This window comes from Phaeodactylibacter xiamenensis, from assembly GCF_000759025.1.
GTDB lineage: Bacteria > Bacteroidota > Bacteroidia > Chitinophagales > Saprospiraceae > Phaeodactylibacter > Phaeodactylibacter xiamenensis.
Genome location: NZ_JPOS01000019.1, coordinates 75,232 through 95,096, shown reverse-complemented (window position 1 = coordinate 95,096; position 19,865 = coordinate 75,232). Strand labels below are relative to the sequence as shown.

Genomic DNA, 19,865 nt, shown 5'->3' with positions numbered 1-19,865 from the left:
CGCCTGTCCGTACTTCAATTGAGGCACGAACAGGCGCTTCTAATTTTCCACTAATCACATTTTTCCAAAAAGGTAGCGAAGCTAGTGGAAAACCCACCTCGATAGGCCCGCCAGCAATCCTCGTTTTGGCTTGAAGAGATGTGGTAAAGATTTCTCGTTTCCCACTCCCGCCAGGTAAACCCATCAATCCGCCTGACAATCATACGGACATCGAATGCGCCGTCTGGCACGTCCGGCAAGGTGGCCGAGCTTTCATCGTTAATTTGCAGCTCTGTGGTTTCGCCCGTATCATCTGCAGGCGGATAATCGTGATCGTAGGTCAGCTTAATCCGTAAGTTGTAGGTATCGAAATCATTGTAAAAGTCAATCCTTGGATGATTGTAGGCGATTTTTCCACAACGCACATCTGTATAATCAGAGCTAAATCCCATTTTGACGATACGGTTGTCACTTAGCAGATTGACCCGGTAGGCAATAGGCAGCCCCGGATTCTCCCGGGAGTAGACGGCATTCTCGACAATTAGCGGGGTCAGGCTTCCCGGGCCGCTGATATTCTCCAGTGCCTGGGCAGCGCTCTGAGCACTCCCTCCAATGGTGAGCACACTGATGGAGGAGTTGCTTAGTATTTCATCGTACCGGCTGGCTACGTCAGCGGCCACACTTACCCCGCCGGCCGCGTAGTTCATCACAGCGTTCAGGTCGATGGATGTTTCCACATTAGTGGCTTCCATGCGGAACAGGATGATCCTGCCGTAGTCTACGGCACTCACGTAGGCCGGGTGGTTGTTATCATCCGTAGAGGACTGCACCTGCTCCAAAGTGACATCGGGCCCCAGATAGTCCGTAGGTTCAAAGGGCGACTGGGCGGTGATGGTGTAAAAGATTTGCCGGTAGGCCAGAAGCGCCACCCGCCGGTCGGTAGTAGTGCTGGTGCTGAGGTGGGAAGCCACAGACCCGGTTACCCATTCCGCATTTATGCCCAGTTCAATCCCCAACTGCCGCTGCTCGAAGGCTTCACTGGCTTCGTAATAGGAACGGGCACCATTGAAGTAGCCCTGCTGAAAAGCCGTATTGTTCCAATGTTCCAATGCCTCATCGATGGCCGGGCTCACCGTAGCATTGGAGGGTTCCGCAACTGTAAAAGAACCTTCTTCCCCTATCCCAGGCAGGTCGATGGTCAGCGTTACCGGGTTGCGCTCCAGGCCCAGTGGGCGGGGTGTACCGGACAATAGGTCAGCGTTGGCCAGGACCAGGGCACCAGGGTATACATTCCCACTGCCCGGATTGAGGATGGCAATTTCTGAAAAATCTCTATCCAACTCATAGGGCTGGCTAACACAGGTAGTACGGTACCCACGATCCAGCGGGCCGGTATCGGTATTTGGCTCTCCCGGCACTTTCTGTGCCAGATCCCCGGGCGTATTATTGACGTTAAGCATCTCTACGGGGTTGTAGGTCAGGCTCCGGATGTAAGCATTGATGTCCGTAGCCATAGGGTTTTCTTCAGGAGGGGCTGGCATTTCTTCCTCATCCTTGTTGCAGGATTGGAAAAGGAAGAGGCTCAAGAAGCATAGTAAGGCAGTCAATCGAAAAGTCATTGCAGAATGGATTTTGGTATGGCACAAATGTAGATGCTCCCACTGCCGCCACCCAAAATACTGGCGTGGACAAATCGTGGACAACTGGTAAATACTGTGGTTTTGCCCTATATTCACCTTATGAAATCCCAAAGGTTCTTTTTCATCCTACTACAGGCAGCAGTGTTGCTGCTGCCGCAAAAATTACCGGCAGACCCTATTGACAGCCTGGCTCAGCTGGTACAACAACCTGCACATGATACCATCACGGGTATGCGCTATCTGGAATTAGCCAAAGCGTGGTTTTGGGAAAATCCTGTCAAAACAGATTCCCTGCTTCGGATTGCCGAAAGCTACCTCGGCCCGCAGCAGTACTACAGGGGGCTCAGCGATGTACATAACTTTCGGGCCAACTATCACTATATGGGCGGCCGGCCGCTATCGGCGTGTTCTTCTTTGGATACCGCCATGCAATTTGCTGCCCTTGACGGGGACAGCCTGCACATGATCGGCATTCGTAAAAACCTGACCATACTGCGCTCAGAAGCAGGCGACATAGAAGGGGCGCTGGAAGCCATTGAAGAAAGCATGCAATACCTGGTGGCGCATCAGGACAGTTCCCTGCTCGCCGAACACTTCGTGCAGAGAGGGCTGCTTTATCAGCAAAAGGGCTACCGCAGGCTGGCACTAAAAGATTTTCAAACCGCCCGGGAAGTCCACCTCGCGCTACAGGAAACAGCTCGGGTTGCTGAGGCCGAGCAGCATATTGGCAAGACGCTATTCGACGAGTCCAATTACCAGGAAGCGCTGCCTTACTTCATTGCATCGGCGAAGCGTTATCAACTGGCCGGCCAACAGCAGTACTACGCAGAAGTGCTGACTCTGCTGGGCACCAATTACCACAGGCTGCAAAAGCATAGGCTCGCTGATTCCACCTTCGCCGCGTCGATTGCGCTGAGCAATCAATTGCAACAGCCCTACAATATCGCTCATGCCCAATTACTGCGGGCAGAGAGCTGGCTGGAGCGCGGGCACCAACTGGGACAAGCCGCGTCAGATGCGTCCACCGCACAGCTTGTTTTCGAAGAAGTCCTGCCCATAATGGCCGGCAGTTGCCAGATGCTCCTTGCCCGTATCGACTCCGCACAGCAACGATGGCTTCCGGCACTGGACAAGGCAGACCGTAGCATTGCCATATTTGAAGACCATGAAGGAGCAAGCTATCTTCGGGGCGCCCTTAGGTTTAAAGCAGCGGTTTTATCCAAGCTTAGCCGTCCGGAGCAAGCCCTGGCCGCCTACGAACGGGCACAGGCATTAAGCGACAGCCTGTTTTCCATTCAGCAGGCACAGGCGATTGCCGAGCTGCATTTAGAGTATGATACAGAACTCAAAGAGCGGGAAATTGCGCTCAAGGCGGCCCAAATCAAACGGCTGGCCAGTGAAAAAGAAAATGCCCTGCTCAGAAACCGTTTGCTGGGTCTGGGACTGTTGGCAGCGCTGCTGCTGCTGGGGGGAGGCTATTACACTTATCGGTTGCGGCAAAGGACACTAAAGGCTGAAGTACGGCACCGGGAGCGGGAATTAGCCGCGCAACGCTTGCACCTCCTGCAGAAAAACAATATTCTGCAGCAGGTAGAGGATCAGCTGAGCAATCAGACTACCACTTCCGGGGACGAGGGGCACCAGAAATTGCTCAATAGCCTCCGGACTCAGGACACCCTGGACAAAGACTGGGACACGTTCACCTCCTACTTCAAGGCTGTGCATGCCGACTTCTCTGAACAACTGGAACGGAAATTCCCAACGCTCAGCATTACTGAAAAACGGCTCGCCTATCTGTTCCGTCTGGGTACAACCATCGCAGAAGCGGCTGCGCTTTTAAATATTCAACCGGAAAGTGTACGTAAGGGTAAATACCGCCTGAAAAAGAAACTTGCCACCGCAACCGAAACGGATAACCAAAGCCTGGAAGATATGCTACGCCAAATTGGGTAGGCCTGCATTCACGGGTGCAAGACGATCAGCAAACCGGCATGTTGCTCCTGATAAACGGCGGAGGTCCATAGCAGCTATCGGATAGATGACATTGCTAAAGTTTTTGCGGAAGGGCGCACTGTGGTTCTATTCGCTTTCTGCTATATTTGAGGCAGTATTTTTGCGCCCGGGCCTTCATGCTGCCTAAATCTACCGGGCAACTTTCCAAAACTTTCAGCTATGCTCCAGTGGCGTTACCTCCTTGTTTTTCTATTCTTTTCCGGTCTTATGGCCTTTACCCTCGTTCCGCCTGGCCCTACGCCTCCGGGCCCTATCGGCCCGTTTCTGAATGGTGTTTTGCCATCGAAGACACCCGGCGCTAATGGTGCCTGGAGCCTGGAAGATATCTCGGAGGGACTCAGTATTCCCTCTCCGCTACGGATTATCCCTTTTCCGGGCAGCGAAGATGTACTGGTGCTTAGTAAGATTGGAGAAGTCTGGCGCGTCAACCTGGCTCAACAGACGCAGCACCTGGTACTCGACATCAAAGACCGGGCCTTCAAAGAGGGCGAGGCAGGCACCACCGGCATCGCCCTCCACCCGGAATTTGGCAACCCCGATGCTCCGGACAAGCAGCTTATTTTTGTATTCTACCGCTACAAACCACAGCCTGACAGCTGGGATGAGAAAGGCTTCAGCCGGCTTTCTAAATTCCGGTGGGATGAAGGCAGCGGCACCTTTGACAACAGCACGGAGCAAATCCTGTTTCAGCAATACGACCGCAGCACCTGGCACAACGGTGGCGGTATGTTTTTCCACCCGGATGACGGTTTCCTATACCTCGGTCTGGGAGACGAAGGGCATTTTCACTTTAAGGAAATATCCAATCAGCGCCTAGACCGGGCTCTCTTTGGAGGGTTGATCCGCATAGATGTGGACAACGACCCGGCGCGCAGCCATCCCATCCGGCGACAGCCGCAGCCCTCAGAATGGGGACCGCAAGACCCCAGCTGGGGACTGACCTATTCGCAGGGTTATTCCATACCTAACGACAATCCCTGGCTGAGCCCCGACAGCAGCCTGATGGAGGAGTTCTTCGCCATTGGCATCCGAAGCCCCTATGGTGTGAGCTATGACCCGGTGGAGGACCGCATCTGGCTGGCTGATGTGGGCGAGGTCCTGCGGGAAGAAATCTCCATCATCGGTAAAGGGCAAAACCTGCAGTGGCCTTTTCTGGAAGGCACGGTGCCCTCTGAGGAATACGCCCGCCCGGACGAGGTAATTGGAGAAGAACAGCCGCCTTTGCATGAGTACAGCCGGGACTTTGGCAACTGCATCATTGGCGGTGAGGTGTACCGGGGCAACCTCTTCCCGAATCTTTGGGGCAAATATCTTTTTGCTGACTACGGCAAGCGTAAACTCATGTCGCTGGACTACGACTTTGACAACCAACAGGGGGAACGGGATATCCTGATTGCAGATATACGCAACCTCGGGCTTGACCTTTCCAGCAGTGCGGGCATCACAGGGATCTTTTCCCAACCCAATGGGGAGGTATTGCTGACCATTCAAAGCGCTAATGACTTTTTTGCACCCGGCAAAATCCTCCGTCTGACCGCACAGGAAACTATCGCCGACCCACCCGAACGCCTGTCAGACCTGGGGGTATTCACCAACCTCTCTACCCTGGAAACCGTCCCCGGCATTCTACCTTATCAGGTCAACTCCCCGCTTTGGTCTGACGGAGCAGCCAAGCGCCGGTGGATGGCTATCCCTAATGATGGGGCCTTCGACAGCCCGGCGGAAAAAATTCAATTCAGCAGCCGGGAAGACTGGCGGTTTCCGGAAGGCACCGTCTTTATCAAACATTTTGAGCGGCCTAAAGCACGCCCCAACGGGCAGGCAGCCCCGCTGGAAACCCGCTTTTTCGTGCTGGGTACGGATGGCAAAAGCTACGGCCTAACCTATCAATGGAATGATGAGGGGACGGATGCATTCCTGCTTAAGGCCGATGCCTCGAAAACGTTTGCCCTCTATGAAGGAGGCATGCCCGTAGCTGAACAAACCTGGGACTACCCCAGCCGGGATCAGTGCCTGAGCTGCCATACTGCCAATGCCAACTTCGTACTTGGCGTGAAAACCCATCAGCTCAAAAGCGACCTCACCTATCCGGCTTCGGGCGAGACTTTGAATCAGCTCGCCTATCTGAGCGATGTGGGCATGCTCGATCACTCCATCGTTAATCCCGATAGTTACCCACGGGCCTATGCCATTGACGATACAGAGGCTGACCTGGAGCTGCGCGTCCGCTCCTATCTGGATGCCAACTGTGCCTCCTGCCATCGGCTGGGTGGCGTACAGGACCTGAAGATGGATCTCCGGTTCCAGCTGCCGCTGCATTTACAAAACCTCATTAAGGAGCCCACCAGCAGTTCCAATTCTGACCCCAACCGAATGATTGTAAAACCTGGCGACCACGCCAACTCTGAAATCTGGGTACGGGATGCCAGCTTATCAAGCAATCAGATGCCACCGCTTGCCCGTTCCATAATTGATGAACCCTACATTGAATACCTCGCTGAGTGGATTGACGGTTTGCCGGAAGACGCAGGCAAAGTGCACGAGCTTATCGTTTACCCCAATCCGAGCAATGGCTGGGTCGGGCTGCGCCTCGATGATGACTGGGAAGGGCCCTTTGAGCTGGAGGTCTACAACTTCAATGGGCAGTTGGTGAAAACAGCGGTTTTTGAAGGACATTCCTACTTTATCAACCTGAGTATGGCACAGCCTGGCGCTTATGTACTGAAAGTTGGGAGCGGTAGCAGTCAGGAGATCCGCCGGTTTGTGATTCAATAGGAAGTGACTTTTATCACATAAAGTCTGTAAAGAATGCTGGTTTTTTGTGCTAAACAAATAGCATAAAAACATGCGGTCCTTTACCCTGGTGTTGTTGCTCAGCAGCCTTTTGACTTCCACTTTTGCACAGTCTGACTTTTCGGTTACCGTCCACCCTTTCACCATCGACGGCTTCGATGGGCTACAGTCCTTTGTATCCGCTACGCACGATGGCCACATCTTGATCATTGGCGGGCGCAAGGATGGTTTGCACCAACGGCAGCCCTTTGCCTCCTTCCTGGCTTCCGATAACAACACGACCATCCACCTGCTTCATCCGGAAACCGGCGGGCACTGGTCTGAAAGCGTATCTGCTCTGCCAGAACCGCTACAGGAGCAATTGCAGTCTACCAATATGCAATTCCATCAGGTGGACAACCAGTTGATCATTACCGGGGGGTATGGCTTTAGCCCCAGCATGAACGACCACATCACCTACGCTATGCTCACGGTAGTGGACGTGCCGGCCCTGGTCAGTGCCCTGCTGAATGATGGGGATATTGCGCCGGCTTTCCAGTATGTGCCCGATTTCCGGATGGCGGTCACCGGTGGCTACCTGCAACACCTGCAGGATACTTTCTATCTCGTCGGGGGGCACCGCTTCACCGGGCGTTACAATCCGCACAATGGCCCTTCTTTTGAGCAGGAGTACAGCAATTCCATCCGCCGGTTTATCATTGAAAATATCGATTCCGACCCCTCAATTGGGTGGTATGAAACCTGGACGGATGAGATGAACCTGCACCGGCGCGACTACAACCTCGTCAAGCAGGTATTTCCGGGTGAAGAATTGGGCATGACGGCCTTCTCCGGTGTCTTTCAGCATGCGGTGGACCTGCCTTTTCTAAACGCTGTAGACATTACAGGCGCAGGCTATACCGTTAATAACGATTTTGAGCAGCACCTCAACCACTACCACTGCGGAACGGCACCGATTTACGATACCACCACAGGCGATATGCACACCCTCTTCTTCGGTGGCATGAGCCAGTTTTACCTCGATGCGAAAGGCGAACTACAGGAAGATCAGGAAGTACCCTTCGTGCCCACTATTGGCAGGGTGACCCGGCATGCAGACGGTAGCATGACTGAACAGCGCGTAGGCGAGCTGCCCGCACTACTGGGCGCAGGGTCAGAATTCATCCCTGTGGACAACACGCTGGACTGGCAACCGGACATACAAATGCTCAACCTCCCCGCAGCCGGAGACAGCCTCTTCATCGGCTACCTGGTGGGTGGTATTGAAAGCACACAACCAAATATTTTCTTCATCAATGACGGTACCCAAAGCGTGGCCACGAACAGCCTGTTCCGGGTCTACCTCAAGCCCGAAGGACTCAGTAACAATCAGGAGGTACCCGCTCAGCCCAAATTGCAGTCGCTGTTGCTTTCGCCCAATCCGGCAGTAAATCAGTTGCAACTGTCCTTTGAACTGGCGGAAGCTTCTACTGTGCTGGCTACGATGGTAGACTATCAGGGCAAAATCATCCGGCAGACTGATTTGGGGTACCTGGGCGCCGGAGAGCAAACGGCTACCCTTGGTATCGAGGATTTACCGACTGGTGCTTACTTGCTGAATCTTACGGCTGGGCAGTCGCAGGTGGTGGAGCGTTTTTTGAAAAAGTAGAAGGCGATAAACATTTATGGCTGCAAATACGTACTTTTATCAGTACGTTAATTACCTCTAATGCCAAAAACGCATTTTGCATATCGAATAACGGCCCTGATCCTGGCGGCCCTAATCCTCACCTCCTCAGTGAGCTTCGCAGTAGATATGCATTTCTGCAAAGGCGAGCTGAAATCCATCAGCTTCTGGGGCAAAGCGCCGAGCTGCCACGAACAGGCTGCCGCCAAAATTACCTGCCCCCACCACCGGAAATTGATGGCAGAAAAGGGCGAAGCGGCACTGGAAAAATCCAACTGCTGCGACAACCATACCGTGCAGGTAGAAGCAGATCACGACCGACAAATGCAAACTGCAACGGAGTTGGAGCTGAATCCAAGCCTGCAGTACTTCCTGTTTGCTTATGCCGTTAGCCTGCTGCCCGCTGAAGCATGCACTGATTCACCTGCTCCCTATCTCAACTACAAACCACCACTCATAGCCAGGGATATCCCTGTCCTGACCCAATCCTTCCTGTTATAAAAAATGGCTTTCCCGGCTGCTGACGATTGCTCAGTGGCGCGTGAGCGTGTCACCAATCCGGTGCTTAGACTGCTTTTTTGCGTAAGCGCTAATGGTGTAAACTCGCTATTTTGCAAAGGCACTCCGCCTATTGTGTACCGGAAAGTTAACTTCCATGCTGAACCGTTTTATCCAGTTCTTTCTCGACAACAAACTCGTGGCTTACCTGCTGCTGCTCGGCTTCATCGGCTGGGGGCTGGCAACGGCACCCTTTGACTTTGGAATCAGACAGCTGCCACGCGACCCGGTAGCCGTAGATGCCATACCCGATATTGGCGAGAACCAACAGATCGTCTTCACCAAATGGCCCGGCCGCTCCCCGGAGGATGTGGAGGATCAGATCACCTACCCGCTGACCACCGCCCTGCTCGGTATACCCGGCGTGAAGAGCATTCGCAGCAACTCTATGTTTGGCTTTTCCAGCATCTATGTCATTTTTGATGAAGGCATAGAGTTTTACTGGAGCCGCAGCCGCATACTCGAAAAGCTCAATGCCCTGCCTGCCAATACCCTGCCGGAAGGCGTACAGCCTACCCTCGGCCCGGATGCCACCGCCCTCGGTCAAATCTACTGGTACACCCTGGAAGGAAGAGATTCCTCCGGCAACGCCACCGGCGGCTGGGACCTGCACGAGCTGCGCAGCATTCAGGACTTCTACGTGCGTTACGGGCTGTCGGCAGCGGAGGGCGTATCGGAAGTGGCTTCCGTAGGCGGCTTCGTCAAGGAGTATCAGGTGGATGTAGACCCGGACAAACTGAAGTCTTACGGCGTAACCTTGCAGCAGGTGATGAACGCTATCCGCGGCAGTAATATCGACGTGGGCGCACAGACCATGGAGATCAACCGGGCCGAGTACTTCGTGCGGGGCCTGGGCTACGTGGAGCAAATCGAAGACATTGAGCAGAGTGTAGTCACCGTCAATGACAACGTGCCCATCCGTATAGGCGATGTAGCGCGGGTGAGCCTGGGGCCAGCTACCCGGCGCGGTGTGCTCGACAAATCGGGTGCCGAAGCGGTGGGCGGTGTGGTGACTGCCCGCTATGGCTCCAACCCTATGCAGGTCATCGATAACGTAAAGGCAAAAATCGCGGAGCTGGAACCCGGCCTGCCCGGCAAAACGCTAGCGGACGGCACGGTATCACAGGTGAAGATCATCCCGTTCTACGATCGTACGGAGCTGATCAACGAGACCATCGGCACCCTGGAGGAAGCGCTGAAGCTGGAAGTGCTCATCACCATCGTGGTAATCATCCTCATGCTGCTCAACCTGCGCTCTTCCCTGCTCGTCTCCACCTCCCTGCCGGTAGCGGTGCTGATGTGCTTTATCGCTATGCGTTACTTTGGCGTAGATGCCAACATCGTGGCTTTGTCCGGCATCGCCATCGCCATCGGCACCATGGTGGATATGGGTATTGTGCTGGTGGAGAGCATGGTCAACCGCATGGAAGAAGCGCCGCCGGGCGAAAGCCTGATGACGACCATCTACGAAGCCACTACTGAAGTCGCCTCCGCAGTGCTGACAGCGGTCGCTACCACGGTGGTCAGTTTCCTGCCTGTTTTTACCATGGAAGCGGCAGAGGGCAAGTTGTTTCGCCCCCTGGCCTACACCAAGACCTTTGCGCTGATTGCCGCCATCATCGTCGCTATCACCATACTGCCGGCGGTGGCGCACAGCGTATTCTCCATGCGGTCGCGCTCCAAGGCTGCCGCATACATGGCGAATGGGCTGGCTGTACTGGCGGGTGTGCTGCTCGCGGTATGGGTCGATCCGTTCTACGGCGGCGCGCTCATCCTAATCGGGCTGGCGGGCTGGATCAACTACCGGATTAAGAGCAGGGGAGCGGCCCGCTCTGCCAAGTGGGCTTCCTGGGCTACAAACATACTATACGCCCTCGTCGTCACCTGGCTGCTGGCCAGCGTGTGGATGCCGCTGGGCGTGGTGAAAAGCACCTTTACCAACTTCCTGTTTGTTGCGCTGCTGGCGGGCCTGCTGATCGGGTTTTTCCATGTGGTCATCTACTACTACGAGCCCATACTGCGGTTTTTGCTGCGGTTCAAACTGCTCTTCCTGTTGGTGGTGGGCGCGCTCGTGTTCCTCGGCTTTCGGGTGTACCAAAACACCGGAGAGGAATTTATGCCTGCGCTGGACGAGGGCGCTTTTTTGCTGATGCCTACTTCTATGCCGCACTCGGGCATGCAGGAAAACATCAAAAACCTGCGCCTGCTCGATATGGCGGTCACGGCTATCCCGGAGGTAAAGTCCGTAGTCGGCAAAGCCGGGCGGGCGAATACGGCACTTGACCCCGCACCCATGTCGATGTACGAAAATGTCATCCTCTACAAATCGGAGTACAAAACCAACGAAGCCGGCCAGCGTATCCGATTCCGCTACGAGGATGGGGAATATGTACGCGATGAAGATGGCGAACTGATCCCCGATGAGAATGGCCGCTACTTCCGGCAGTGGCGGGATGAAATCAAAAGCCCGGATGATATCTGGAACGAAATTGTGCAAGTGACTAAGTTGCCGGGCGTCACCTCTGCGCCCAAGCTGCAGCCTATTGAGACCCGCCTCGTCATGCTACAGACCGGGATGCGTGCCCCCATGGGCATCAAGGTGCAGGGCAATGACCTGCAGACCATCGAAGACTTTGGGCTCAGACTGGAAACCCTGCTGAAGGAGGTGGAAGGCGTCAAAGCTTCTGCTGTTTTTGCCGACCGTATCGTGGGCAAGCCTTATTTGCTGCTTGATATCGACCGGCGGGCCATCAGCCGCTACGGGCTGACGATTGAGCAGGTACAGCAGCATATTCAGGCCGCTATCGGCGGAATGGCCATGACCACCACTGTGGAGGGTCGGGAACGCTACGCCATCCGGGTGCGCTACCCGCGTGAGCTGCGCGATGATCCGGAAGCATTAAAACGAGTGTACATCCCTACCGCTACCGGGCAACCTATCCCGCTCGGGCAGCTGGTGGACATCCGCTACGAAGCCGGGCCACAGGCGATTAAAAGCGAGGATGGATTTCTGATTGGCTACGTGCTCTTTGACCGGGAAGACGGGTATTCGGAAGTGGAGGTTGTGGAAAATGCCAAAGCCTACCTACAGGAGCAGATCGAAGCCGGTGAACTGGAAGTACCGCCCGCCATCAGCTACCGCTTTGCCGGCAATTACGAGCAGCAGGTGCGTGCCAGCCGGAGGCTAAGCATCGTATTGCCCATTTCGCTGGCGATCATTTTCCTCATTTTGTACTTCCAGTTCCGCTCCGTCGCCATCTCGCTGATGGTGTTCACCGGAGTTTTCATTGCCTTTTCGGGTGGCTTCATCATGATCGGGCTGTACGATACGGACTGGTTCCTCAATTTCAGCCTCTTCGGTACGGAAATGCGGGAGCTGTTCCAAATCCGCCCCATCAACCTTAGCGTGGCGGTGTGGGTCGGCTTTTTGGCCCTTTTCGGTATTGCAACCGATGACGGCGTATTGGTCGCTACTTTCCTCAAAGACAGTTTCAAGCGCAATGAGCCGGAAAGCATACAAGGTATACGGGATGCGGTAGTGGAAGGCGGCCTGCGGCGGGTACGCCCGGCGATAATGACCACCGCTACCACCATACTCGCCCTGCTGCCCATCCTGACCTCCACGGGCCGGGGAGCTGATATTATGCTGCCGATGGCCATTCCTTCCTTCGGCGGTATGGTGTTGCAGGTGATTACCATGTTTACGGTGCCGGTGCTGTACGCGCTTTGGATGGAGGGGCGGAGGAGGTGGGATCAATGAGGTAGTGATGAGAAAAAAAATAATGTCAACGGAGAAAGTAACCCCATATGAGAAAATATAGCATAACCATACTTTTTTGGACGCTTGCGTTTGGGATTTCTGTTCAGATGCTTGCCCAGCCCCTCCCACAACTCATCGACAGTGCCCTGCTACAGCAGCCGGAACTGATGGCGCTGGAAAAGGAGTATCAGGCGGCGTTGGAACGTGCCCCGCAAGTCAGCCAATTGCCCAATCCGGAAGTAGGCGTAGGCGGCTTCCCGCTGCCGGTGGAAACCCGCCTGGGGCCGCAGCTGCTCCGCCTGGGGGCTACGCAGGGTTTTCCCTGGCCCGGCACCCTGCCAAGACGGGCAGAGCTGGAAAACACCAAAGCCAAGGCGCTGTACGAACAGATTGCCGCCCGTGCCCTGGAGCTACGCTACGAGCTGGAACAAGCCTATTACCAACTTTACGCTATTGAAAAACGGCAGGACATCCTGCGCCGCAACCTGCCCCTGCTTGAATCGCTGGAAGCTACGGCCCTCGCCAAAGTGGAAAGCGGCAAAGGAAGTACGGCGGATGTGCTGCGTGTGCAAATCCGGCGGGAAGAGCTGCAGCAGGAGCTGGCTATATTGGAGCGGGAGGCCCTCAAGCCGCTGGCGACAATCAATCGGTTACTACAGCGCAGGCCGGCGACGAAAATTCAGATGGTGGACGAACTTGGCCCCGCCCAATTGCCGTTTCGGCAAGACAGCCTGCTCGTGGCCATCCGCCGTACCCACCCGAAGCTGCGGCAGCTCAGCTGGCAGCAGGAAGCCGCCCGGCAGGCCCTGCGCCTCAACGAACTGGACGGCAAACCTTCCTTCGGGCTGGGCGCAGACTATATCTTCGTCGGCCCGCGCAATGACGCTAACCTCAATGCCAATGGCCGGGATATTGTGCAACTGCGGGCGAGTGTAAGCCTGCCCATCTACCGGGAGAAATTTGAGGCGAAAGAACGGGAAGAACAACTGAAAATTGCTGCCCTGGACAACCAGAAACAGGATTTAAACCACCGCTTTGAGGCTACCATTGCCCAGGCTTACGCCGACTTCGAAACCGCCCGGCTCCGGCTGGAGCTCTACGAGCGGCAGCGGCGGCTGACCCAGTCTGCTATAGCTATTTTGCAGGAAGCCTACAGCACGCAGGGCCGCAGCTTTGATGAACTCCTACGGCTGGAAAGCGAGCTGATTGAGTATGACCTGAAGCGGTTGAATGCGGTGGTGGCGGGGCACCTAGCGGTGGCTAAGATTGATCAGCTTTTATTTAACCAAAACGCCAAATGATGCAAAATTTTCTACAAAACTGGGGCAATGCCGCCTACACCAGCGCCGGATTTTTCTGGATGGCGCTGTGGGCATTCATCCTCGGCTACTTTCTCAGCAGCCTGATACAGATACTCGTGACGGAAGAGCGCATGCAGCGCACGATGGGCGATGCCCGTTCCAAAAGTATGCTGCTGGGCACCTTCTTTGGCTTCATCAGCAGCTCGTGCAGCTTTTCGGCACTGGCGACGACCAAATCGTTATTCCAAAAGGGCGCGAGCTTTTCGGCAGCAATTGCGTTTCTGCTGGCTTCCACCAATCTGGTGATCGAGCTGGGCATTATCATTTCTATCTTTCTCGGCTGGCAGTTTGTAGTCGGCGAGTACGTGGGCGGCATTTTACTGATTGCGATCAGTTGGCTCATCATCCGGCTTATCAGGCCAAAAAAGCTGATTGAAAAAGCCCGGGCGCACCTCGGGAAGCAACAAGCGGAGGACAATGATGCGGATAAATCCTGGAAGACCAAAATCCGTTCTTCCAAAAGCTGGGCCAAGATTGCCAAGCAGTATGTGATGGAGTGGAAGATGGTGTGGAAAGACGTGACCATCGGCTTTACCATCGCAGGCATTGTCGCTGCGTTTGTGCCGGACAGCTTTTTCCGCAGCCTGTTCATCAACAGCGGGCCGGAGGTGACGCAGTACAGCTTTCTAAGCTTGCTGGAGCATGTGATTATCGGTCCGGTGGCGGCCTTTATGACCTTCATCGGCTCTATGGGCAACATCCCGCTGGCGGCGCTGCTGTTTAGCAAAGGCGTAAGCTTTGCAGGGGTGATGGCTTTCATCTTCAGCGACCTGGTGGTCTTCCCGGTGCTGCGCATCAACGCCAAGTACTACGGCTGGCGGATGTCGCTGTTCATCCTGTTTTTGCTGTTCAGCTCGCTGATTGGCACCGCGCTGGCGCTGCACTACGGCTTCGATTTGCTGGGCTACCTGCCCGACCCGAAAGCCGTCAGCGTCACCGAAAAGGAACACTTTAAAATTGATTATACCTTTTTCCTCAACCTCGGCTTCCTGCTGCTTACCGCGGGGCTGGTCTACCACGGCTTTTTCCGCCGTAAGGACGTCATGCACCATAAGGAGATGGCGCCTAAAAGCAAAGTGCTGGAGCAAACGCTGAAGTATTTGGCTTGGGTGAGTTATGTGTGGCTGGTAGGGGGGCTGGTTGTGAGGTTTTTAATGAATTAATCTTCCCTTGCTTTGAGTAAAACAGACTTATACAATTTGTCATTTATGAAAAACTTAGCATCTGAGATTAGTGAGTCAACTATCGGTTTCAGCGCAGGAATACTTCCTTTCGCTTTAGCGCGGAGCAAAATGCCAAGCAGCCCAGTTACTTCGATACCTAGCTCCTCTGCCTTGGCTCTGCCTGTTTTCTCATCTATGAGCAGAAGAGGAATATCTAGCTCCAAAGCCAATACAATCGCTTCTGACTCACCAGGGTCAAGCTCTTCAAGTAAGCTTTCTACTTTTTCTCTATTCTTTACAGACCTTACGCTGATAATTTCTGCTTGGAAAATATTATCTACGTTGTACCCAAAAGTTTCTAGCGCAGACAATTCATCAGCAACTTTATCAGGGATAATTACTTTTTCGAAGAGAGCATTCAAAAGATGGAGCTTATCAACCATTAACAAGTTCCCAATCACAGAAGTGTCACTTACTACAATCATAAACCTAGTTTGTCCAAAGTTGCTAGGTCATCCTCTAAGTCTTCAACGCTATAATTTATCGGCACCTTCCGCTCCGCTAGAGCAGCTTGAAAAATCATACGGTGCATATTCGCAAAAGCAGCAGCTTTGCCTAAAGATAATATCTCTCGCTGGTACAAAGCGACAGCTATCTCCACGGTCAATTCCTCTTCTGTCAAACCAGAGGCTTGTAGGATTTGGTCAGATATGTTCAGCGTCATCATTCTTAATGTTTAAGGTCTAAACTAATAATACCATGCAACAAATAAAAGTTCCCCTCCTCATCCTGATCGCCCTTCTCGCAGGGCTGGGTGCCGGCTACCTCCTCTTCGGCGGCGGCACAGCAACCGAGGCCTCGGAACACCAACACACAGGTGAATCAACGGACTCATCAGGCACCACCTGGACCTGCTCCATGCACCCGCAAATCCGCCGGGAAGAGCCGGGCGACTGCCCCATCTGCGGGATGGACCTGATACCTCAAAGCGAGATGGCTTCCAATGACCCGCTCAACTTTGAGATGACCCGGGAGGCTGCCCGCCTGGCCAATATCCAAACTACGATAGTCGGGGAGTCGGCTGCCGAGTCGGGCACTGCCCTACAACTCAGCGGCAAGGTGCAGGTCGATGAGCGCCGGGCCTCAAGTCAGGTGGCGCAGGTGCCGGGGCGTATTGAAAAGCTTTACGTCTCCTTCACCGGCGAGCAGGTCTATAAAGGCCAGAAGCTGGCGGAACTGTATGCACCGGACCTCATCACGGCACAGCGCGAACTGCTGGAAGCAGTCAGGCTGCAGGAGGTCAACCCCAAATTGGCGGAAGCCGCCCGCAATAAACTCCGGTACTGGAAAATCTCCACGGAGCAGATTGATGAAATCATAGCAAGCGGCGAAATACAAGAGACCTTCCCGCTCTACGCCACGGAAAGCGGTGTGGTCACTCAACGGCGGGTAGCGGTTGGTGACTATGTGGCGCAGGGAGAGCCGCTGTTTGACCTGATGAACCTCAGCACCGTATGGGTGGTTTTTGATGCCTACGAGGAAGACCTGCCGCAAATTGGGGTGGGCGACCGGATCACCTTTTCCACCCCTGCTGTGCCGGGACAGCGCTTTTCCGGAAGGGTCACCTTCATTAACCCGGTCCTCGACAAAGACCGGCGGGTAGTGGCGGTACGTACCGAAGTACGCAACCCCAACGGAAAGCTCAAGCCGGAAATGCTCGTCACCGGAGAGTTGCGGGCCGCAGCTACCGGGGAGCAAGTGGCGCTTACTGTGCCTAAATCTGCCGTTCTATGGACCGGAGTGCGCTCGGTGGTATACGTCAAGCTGCCCGATACGGACATCCCTACTTTTCAATACCGGGAAGTAGAGCTGGGCGAAGCACTCGGCGACCGCTACCGGGTCATTGACGGGCTGGAAGCCGGCGAAGAAGTGGTCACTTACGGCAATTTCTCCATTGATGCCGCTGCACAGCTCAACAATCAGGCGAGCATGATGAACCGCGACATCCAAATCAAAGGAGCAGAGCCGAAGGAGGAAGCCCCCGACTACCGGGCTGCTGCATCCGCTGCTTTCAAACAGCAATTAGGGGCAGCTATAGAAGCTTATCTTCGCCTCAAAGATGCGCTGGTGGCTACCGATGCAACAGCAGCGTCTGCTAAAGCGGAGGCATTCACCAGGCAGATAGAAGGTATGGAAAATGATAACCTGAGTAGCGATGCCCTGGAATACTGGCGGCAGCAACGCGGCGCACTCATTGCGCACAGCAAGCAGATCGCCGAAGCGGAAGCAGTCGCAGAACAACGCACTCAGTTTGATTTCCTGTCACAGGCCCTTATCAGTACGGTGAAGGCATTCGGAGCAGCACAACAAACCTACTACGTGCAGCACTGCCCGATGGCTTTCGACTGGGAAGGAGCAGACTGGATCAGTGACGCGAAAGAAATCCGCAATCCTTACTTTGGAGATGAAATGCTGGCTTGCGGCACCGTAGAAGAAACCCTGACTAAAGAGTAAATTCGTAAACTCATTTTTTCCGCCTCTTTCGGGAGGCCTTAACAATCAATTCAATGATCATGACTAACAACAAGTTTCTTATCAGACTCCTGCCTGTTCTGGCACTGTCCTTTTTTATCGTCTCCTGCGGCGGCAATGCCGATACAGCCGGCGACGAAGCGGCTACCGATCAGACCGAGCACACTCACGACGACGGGCACATGCACGAGGGCGATCATATGGAAGCTGATGCGGACAAGCAGGGCCCGGAGTACACTTCTGCCTATATCTGCCCGATGCACTGCGATGGCAGCGGCAGCGATGAGCCGGGAGAGTGCCCCGTGTGCGGTATGGACTATGTGAAGAATGAAAATATGCCGGCAGACGGGCATATGCATGAGGAAGGGCACGACCATCACCACGAGGATGGGCACGACCACGAAGGGCATAACCACTAAATCAGAAAAGAGTCCCGGGTCAGAACCATCCGGGGCTTCTTTTTGGGCTTCCCCCTTTACCTGTAGCTGAGGCTAAACGCCGGCACTCGTTTTGGCTCTGCTATGTGTTTAGTATTAAGAACAGTTCATGGAACGCTGGTGTCATTAATTTGTGAGCACAAGCCGAAAAATAAATCAAAATAGTTGAATAAATAAAGGAAACCTCATAACTTTAGGCTTATGTAACAACCCTAAAACCTATGAACCGCGCCCTTCAACTTCCAGAGCAAGAGAGGTGGCTGCTTCCATTGGCCGTTTTATTTATTTTGCTCATCTTGATAACAGTTTACGCTACGCTTAGCACTTCTGCAAAGCGCGCTGATTCGATTGATGCCTTAATGCAAGAAAGGATCGGAATTGAGGCATCAACAGAAATATACCAAGCTGCAATAGCATCGGCTGCCTGGTGGCTCAAGTCCTAAATCCTTGACAATCTAAGCCTTGCCCTTTTGCCCGCTGATGTAACCTGAAAGCCTCGCCGTAGCTTCCGGCTACGCCTACGTTTCCAGGCTTCATCAGCGAACAAAATTCCGGCGGCTTAATTATCAGGGACTTAGAACTTGAGCCACTAGAATCTGGCCCAGGAACTGGATATTGATCTGGATAATTATGATATTACGGAGGAAGCTTATGAAGCACTGATGGAGGCAGCGGCATCAAAGTTTGGGAATTGCTATCAGTATCGCTTGTATGTGCTAAGCCCAAACTTGTATTCTTGTTACACTTGCAATTCCAAACCGAAAATTTGGTTGCAAGGTGGACAGACCTTTAAGATTGGTCAAACTTGTAATGGGCAAAAAGCGCGATACGGTGCCAGCTTGCCTGAACCTGGGCTAAAGTACTTCATTGAATTTGAAGGTAGCATATTTGATGTTTTGGTGGCGGAGTATGTGAAATTAGTTTTATTCAGAAGCAGTAAAGAGCGAGAGGCTATTATCAATCATAATGCGCTTAGTGCTACAGAATTGCACCTGCCCCCGGGTAACAAAATATTGAAGTAGTTATGGTATCATTATTTGTGGATAAACAGACGGACAAGCCTACTATGGAATTATATCAGGTGATCGAGGGCTTCCAACTCCCGGAGGATATCAATATATCCATCAACAACACACGAGATGCTGAGAGCGGCCTCCTCTTCAAAGACGGCAAGCTGGTCGATATCTCTCTGGCTAATTGCTATACTCTGGAGGATATGATCACAGAACTGATCAGGCTAATGGGGGAGTATGCGGTGCCGAAGCCATCTGATGAAACCGTATAAATCAAGTGAGTATGTCAATTGCAGAGCAGTCCGCTAAACGTCCAGCTTCGCTTCAGGTCTATCTGGAGGAAGAAGCACAGTCTGCCACCAAACACGAGTTCTGGGATGGGGAAATCATTGCCATGGCGGGTGGCTCGCCTGCGCACAATAAGATAGCTAACAGCGTCGGGACAGCTATTGATTCCGCTTTGGATAAGAATCATAAAGACTGTGCGGTATTCAGCAGTGACCAGCAAGTGTATATCCCTAAGTACAACCGTTGTGTTTATCCGGACTGCACAGTGGTATGCGGTGAGGAAGAGCTTTCAGGGAATACAATGCTCTTAAATCCATTATTGATCATAGAGGTGCTATCCGAAAGCACAAAACAGTATGACAGTACAGACAAATTTGAAGCTTATCGCAGCATCCCATCCTTTAAGGAGTATGTGTTAGTGTGGCAAACCATTCCTAAGGTTCAATCCTGGTATAAAGAGGATGATCAACTTTGGCGTATTTCAAGCGCCTTTGGCCTTGACAAAACTTTGCCGCTTTATTCGCTCGGTTGCGAGTTAGCACTCATTGATATTTACAAAAGGGTGAAAAGCCTTGGCGAACAAGACCATCCGCAGGCGTTCTAAACTTAAATCTTATCCAAGTAAAATAGCACTGAATCTTTTTAGTAGGATCAGGGAGGAG

16 protein-coding genes are annotated in these 19,865 nt (G+C 53.5%); 13 read left to right on the top strand and 3 right to left on the bottom strand.

The genetic code is table 11. From position 1 onward, the window contains the following. Positions 1-50: 50 nt before the first annotated feature. Positions 51-1,598: a thiol-activated cytolysin family protein gene (locus tag IX84_RS08920; RefSeq protein WP_044219003.1), complete on the bottom strand. Its 1,548-nt coding sequence runs from the start codon at positions 1,596-1,598 to the stop codon at positions 51-53. A 120-nt stretch (positions 1,599-1,718) separates the two neighbouring features. Between IX84_RS08920 and IX84_RS08915 the strand changes: the two genes are divergently transcribed. From IX84_RS08915 to IX84_RS08885, 7 genes are all read left to right on the top strand, one after another. Continuing rightward, positions 1,719-3,572, top strand: coding sequence for a hypothetical protein (locus tag IX84_RS08915; protein ID WP_152604973.1), 1,854 nt, complete (start codon positions 1,719-1,721; stop codon positions 3,570-3,572). Between the two features lie 219 nt (positions 3,573-3,791). Then, a complete protein-coding gene (locus IX84_RS08910; RefSeq protein WP_044218997.1) occupies positions 3,792-6,407 on the top strand; it encodes a PQQ-dependent sugar dehydrogenase in 2,616 nt (871 codons plus the stop codon). A gap of 70 nt (positions 6,408-6,477) precedes the next feature. Then, positions 6,478-8,073 (top strand): T9SS type A sorting domain-containing protein, encoded by a 1,596-nt coding sequence (locus IX84_RS08905; protein WP_044218995.1) that lies wholly within the window; start codon positions 6,478-6,480, stop codon positions 8,071-8,073. 60 nt (positions 8,074-8,133) lie between these two features. Next, on the top strand, positions 8,134-8,592 hold the full coding sequence (locus IX84_RS08900) for an HYC_CC_PP family protein (protein WP_044218991.1): 459 nt from the start codon (positions 8,134-8,136) through the stop codon (positions 8,590-8,592). A gap of 154 nt (positions 8,593-8,746) precedes the next feature. Continuing rightward, entirely contained in the window at positions 8,747-12,409 is a 3,663-nt protein-coding gene (locus IX84_RS08895; protein WP_044218988.1) for an efflux RND transporter permease subunit, read from the top strand. 47 nt (positions 12,410-12,456) lie between these two features. Continuing rightward, on the top strand, positions 12,457-13,710 hold the full coding sequence (locus IX84_RS08890) for a TolC family protein (protein ID WP_044218986.1): 1,254 nt from the start codon (positions 12,457-12,459) through the stop codon (positions 13,708-13,710). After that, positions 13,710-14,933: a permease gene (locus tag IX84_RS08885; protein WP_044218983.1), complete on the top strand. Its 1,224-nt coding sequence runs from the start codon at positions 13,710-13,712 to the stop codon at positions 14,931-14,933. The genes IX84_RS08890 and IX84_RS08885 overlap by 1 nt, the downstream gene beginning before the upstream one ends. On the opposite strand, the gene IX84_RS08880 is transcribed toward IX84_RS08885, so the two are convergent. After that, complete coding sequence (locus IX84_RS08880) at positions 14,930-15,418, bottom strand: DUF3368 domain-containing protein (protein ID WP_044218979.1); 489 nt, start codon at positions 15,416-15,418, stop codon at positions 14,930-14,932. The two genes, IX84_RS08885 and IX84_RS08880, sit on opposite strands and share 4 nt — an antisense overlap. Next, the gene (locus tag IX84_RS08875) at positions 15,415-15,660 is read right to left on the bottom strand and encodes a UPF0175 family protein (protein ID WP_052515890.1); all 246 of its coding nucleotides are present in this window, start codon (positions 15,658-15,660) and stop codon (positions 15,415-15,417) included. The genes IX84_RS08880 and IX84_RS08875 overlap by 4 nt, the downstream gene beginning before the upstream one ends. A 32-nt stretch (positions 15,661-15,692) precedes the next feature. Here IX84_RS08875 and IX84_RS08870 point away from each other — a divergent pair, with 32 nt between their 5' ends. The 6 genes from IX84_RS08870 to IX84_RS08845 all read left to right on the top strand — a co-directional run bounded on the left by IX84_RS08870 (position 15,693) and on the right by IX84_RS08845 (position 19,807). Further along, on the top strand, positions 15,693-17,447 hold the full coding sequence (locus IX84_RS08870; RefSeq protein WP_044218976.1) for an efflux RND transporter periplasmic adaptor subunit: 1,755 nt from the start codon (positions 15,693-15,695) through the stop codon (positions 17,445-17,447). A gap of 59 nt (positions 17,448-17,506) precedes the next feature. Further along, positions 17,507-17,884: a heavy metal-binding domain-containing protein gene (locus IX84_RS08865; protein WP_152604972.1), complete on the top strand. Its 378-nt coding sequence runs from the start codon at positions 17,507-17,509 to the stop codon at positions 17,882-17,884. Positions 17,885-18,123: 239 nt separating this feature from the next. Further along, positions 18,124-18,345, top strand: a complete 222-nt coding sequence (locus IX84_RS08860) for a hypothetical protein (protein WP_044218970.1) — start codon at positions 18,124-18,126, stop codon at positions 18,343-18,345. A gap of 327 nt (positions 18,346-18,672) precedes the next feature. Next, entirely contained in the window at positions 18,673-18,924 is a 252-nt protein-coding gene (locus IX84_RS08855) for a hypothetical protein (RefSeq protein ID WP_044218968.1), read from the top strand. Between the two features lie 2 nt (positions 18,925-18,926). Next, positions 18,927-19,187 (top strand): hypothetical protein, encoded by a 261-nt coding sequence (locus IX84_RS08850; protein WP_044218965.1) that lies wholly within the window; start codon positions 18,927-18,929, stop codon positions 19,185-19,187. Between the two features lie 11 nt (positions 19,188-19,198). Continuing rightward, on the top strand, positions 19,199-19,807 hold the full coding sequence (locus IX84_RS08845) for a Uma2 family endonuclease (protein WP_044218962.1): 609 nt from the start codon (positions 19,199-19,201) through the stop codon (positions 19,805-19,807). Positions 19,808-19,865 lie beyond the last annotated feature (58 nt).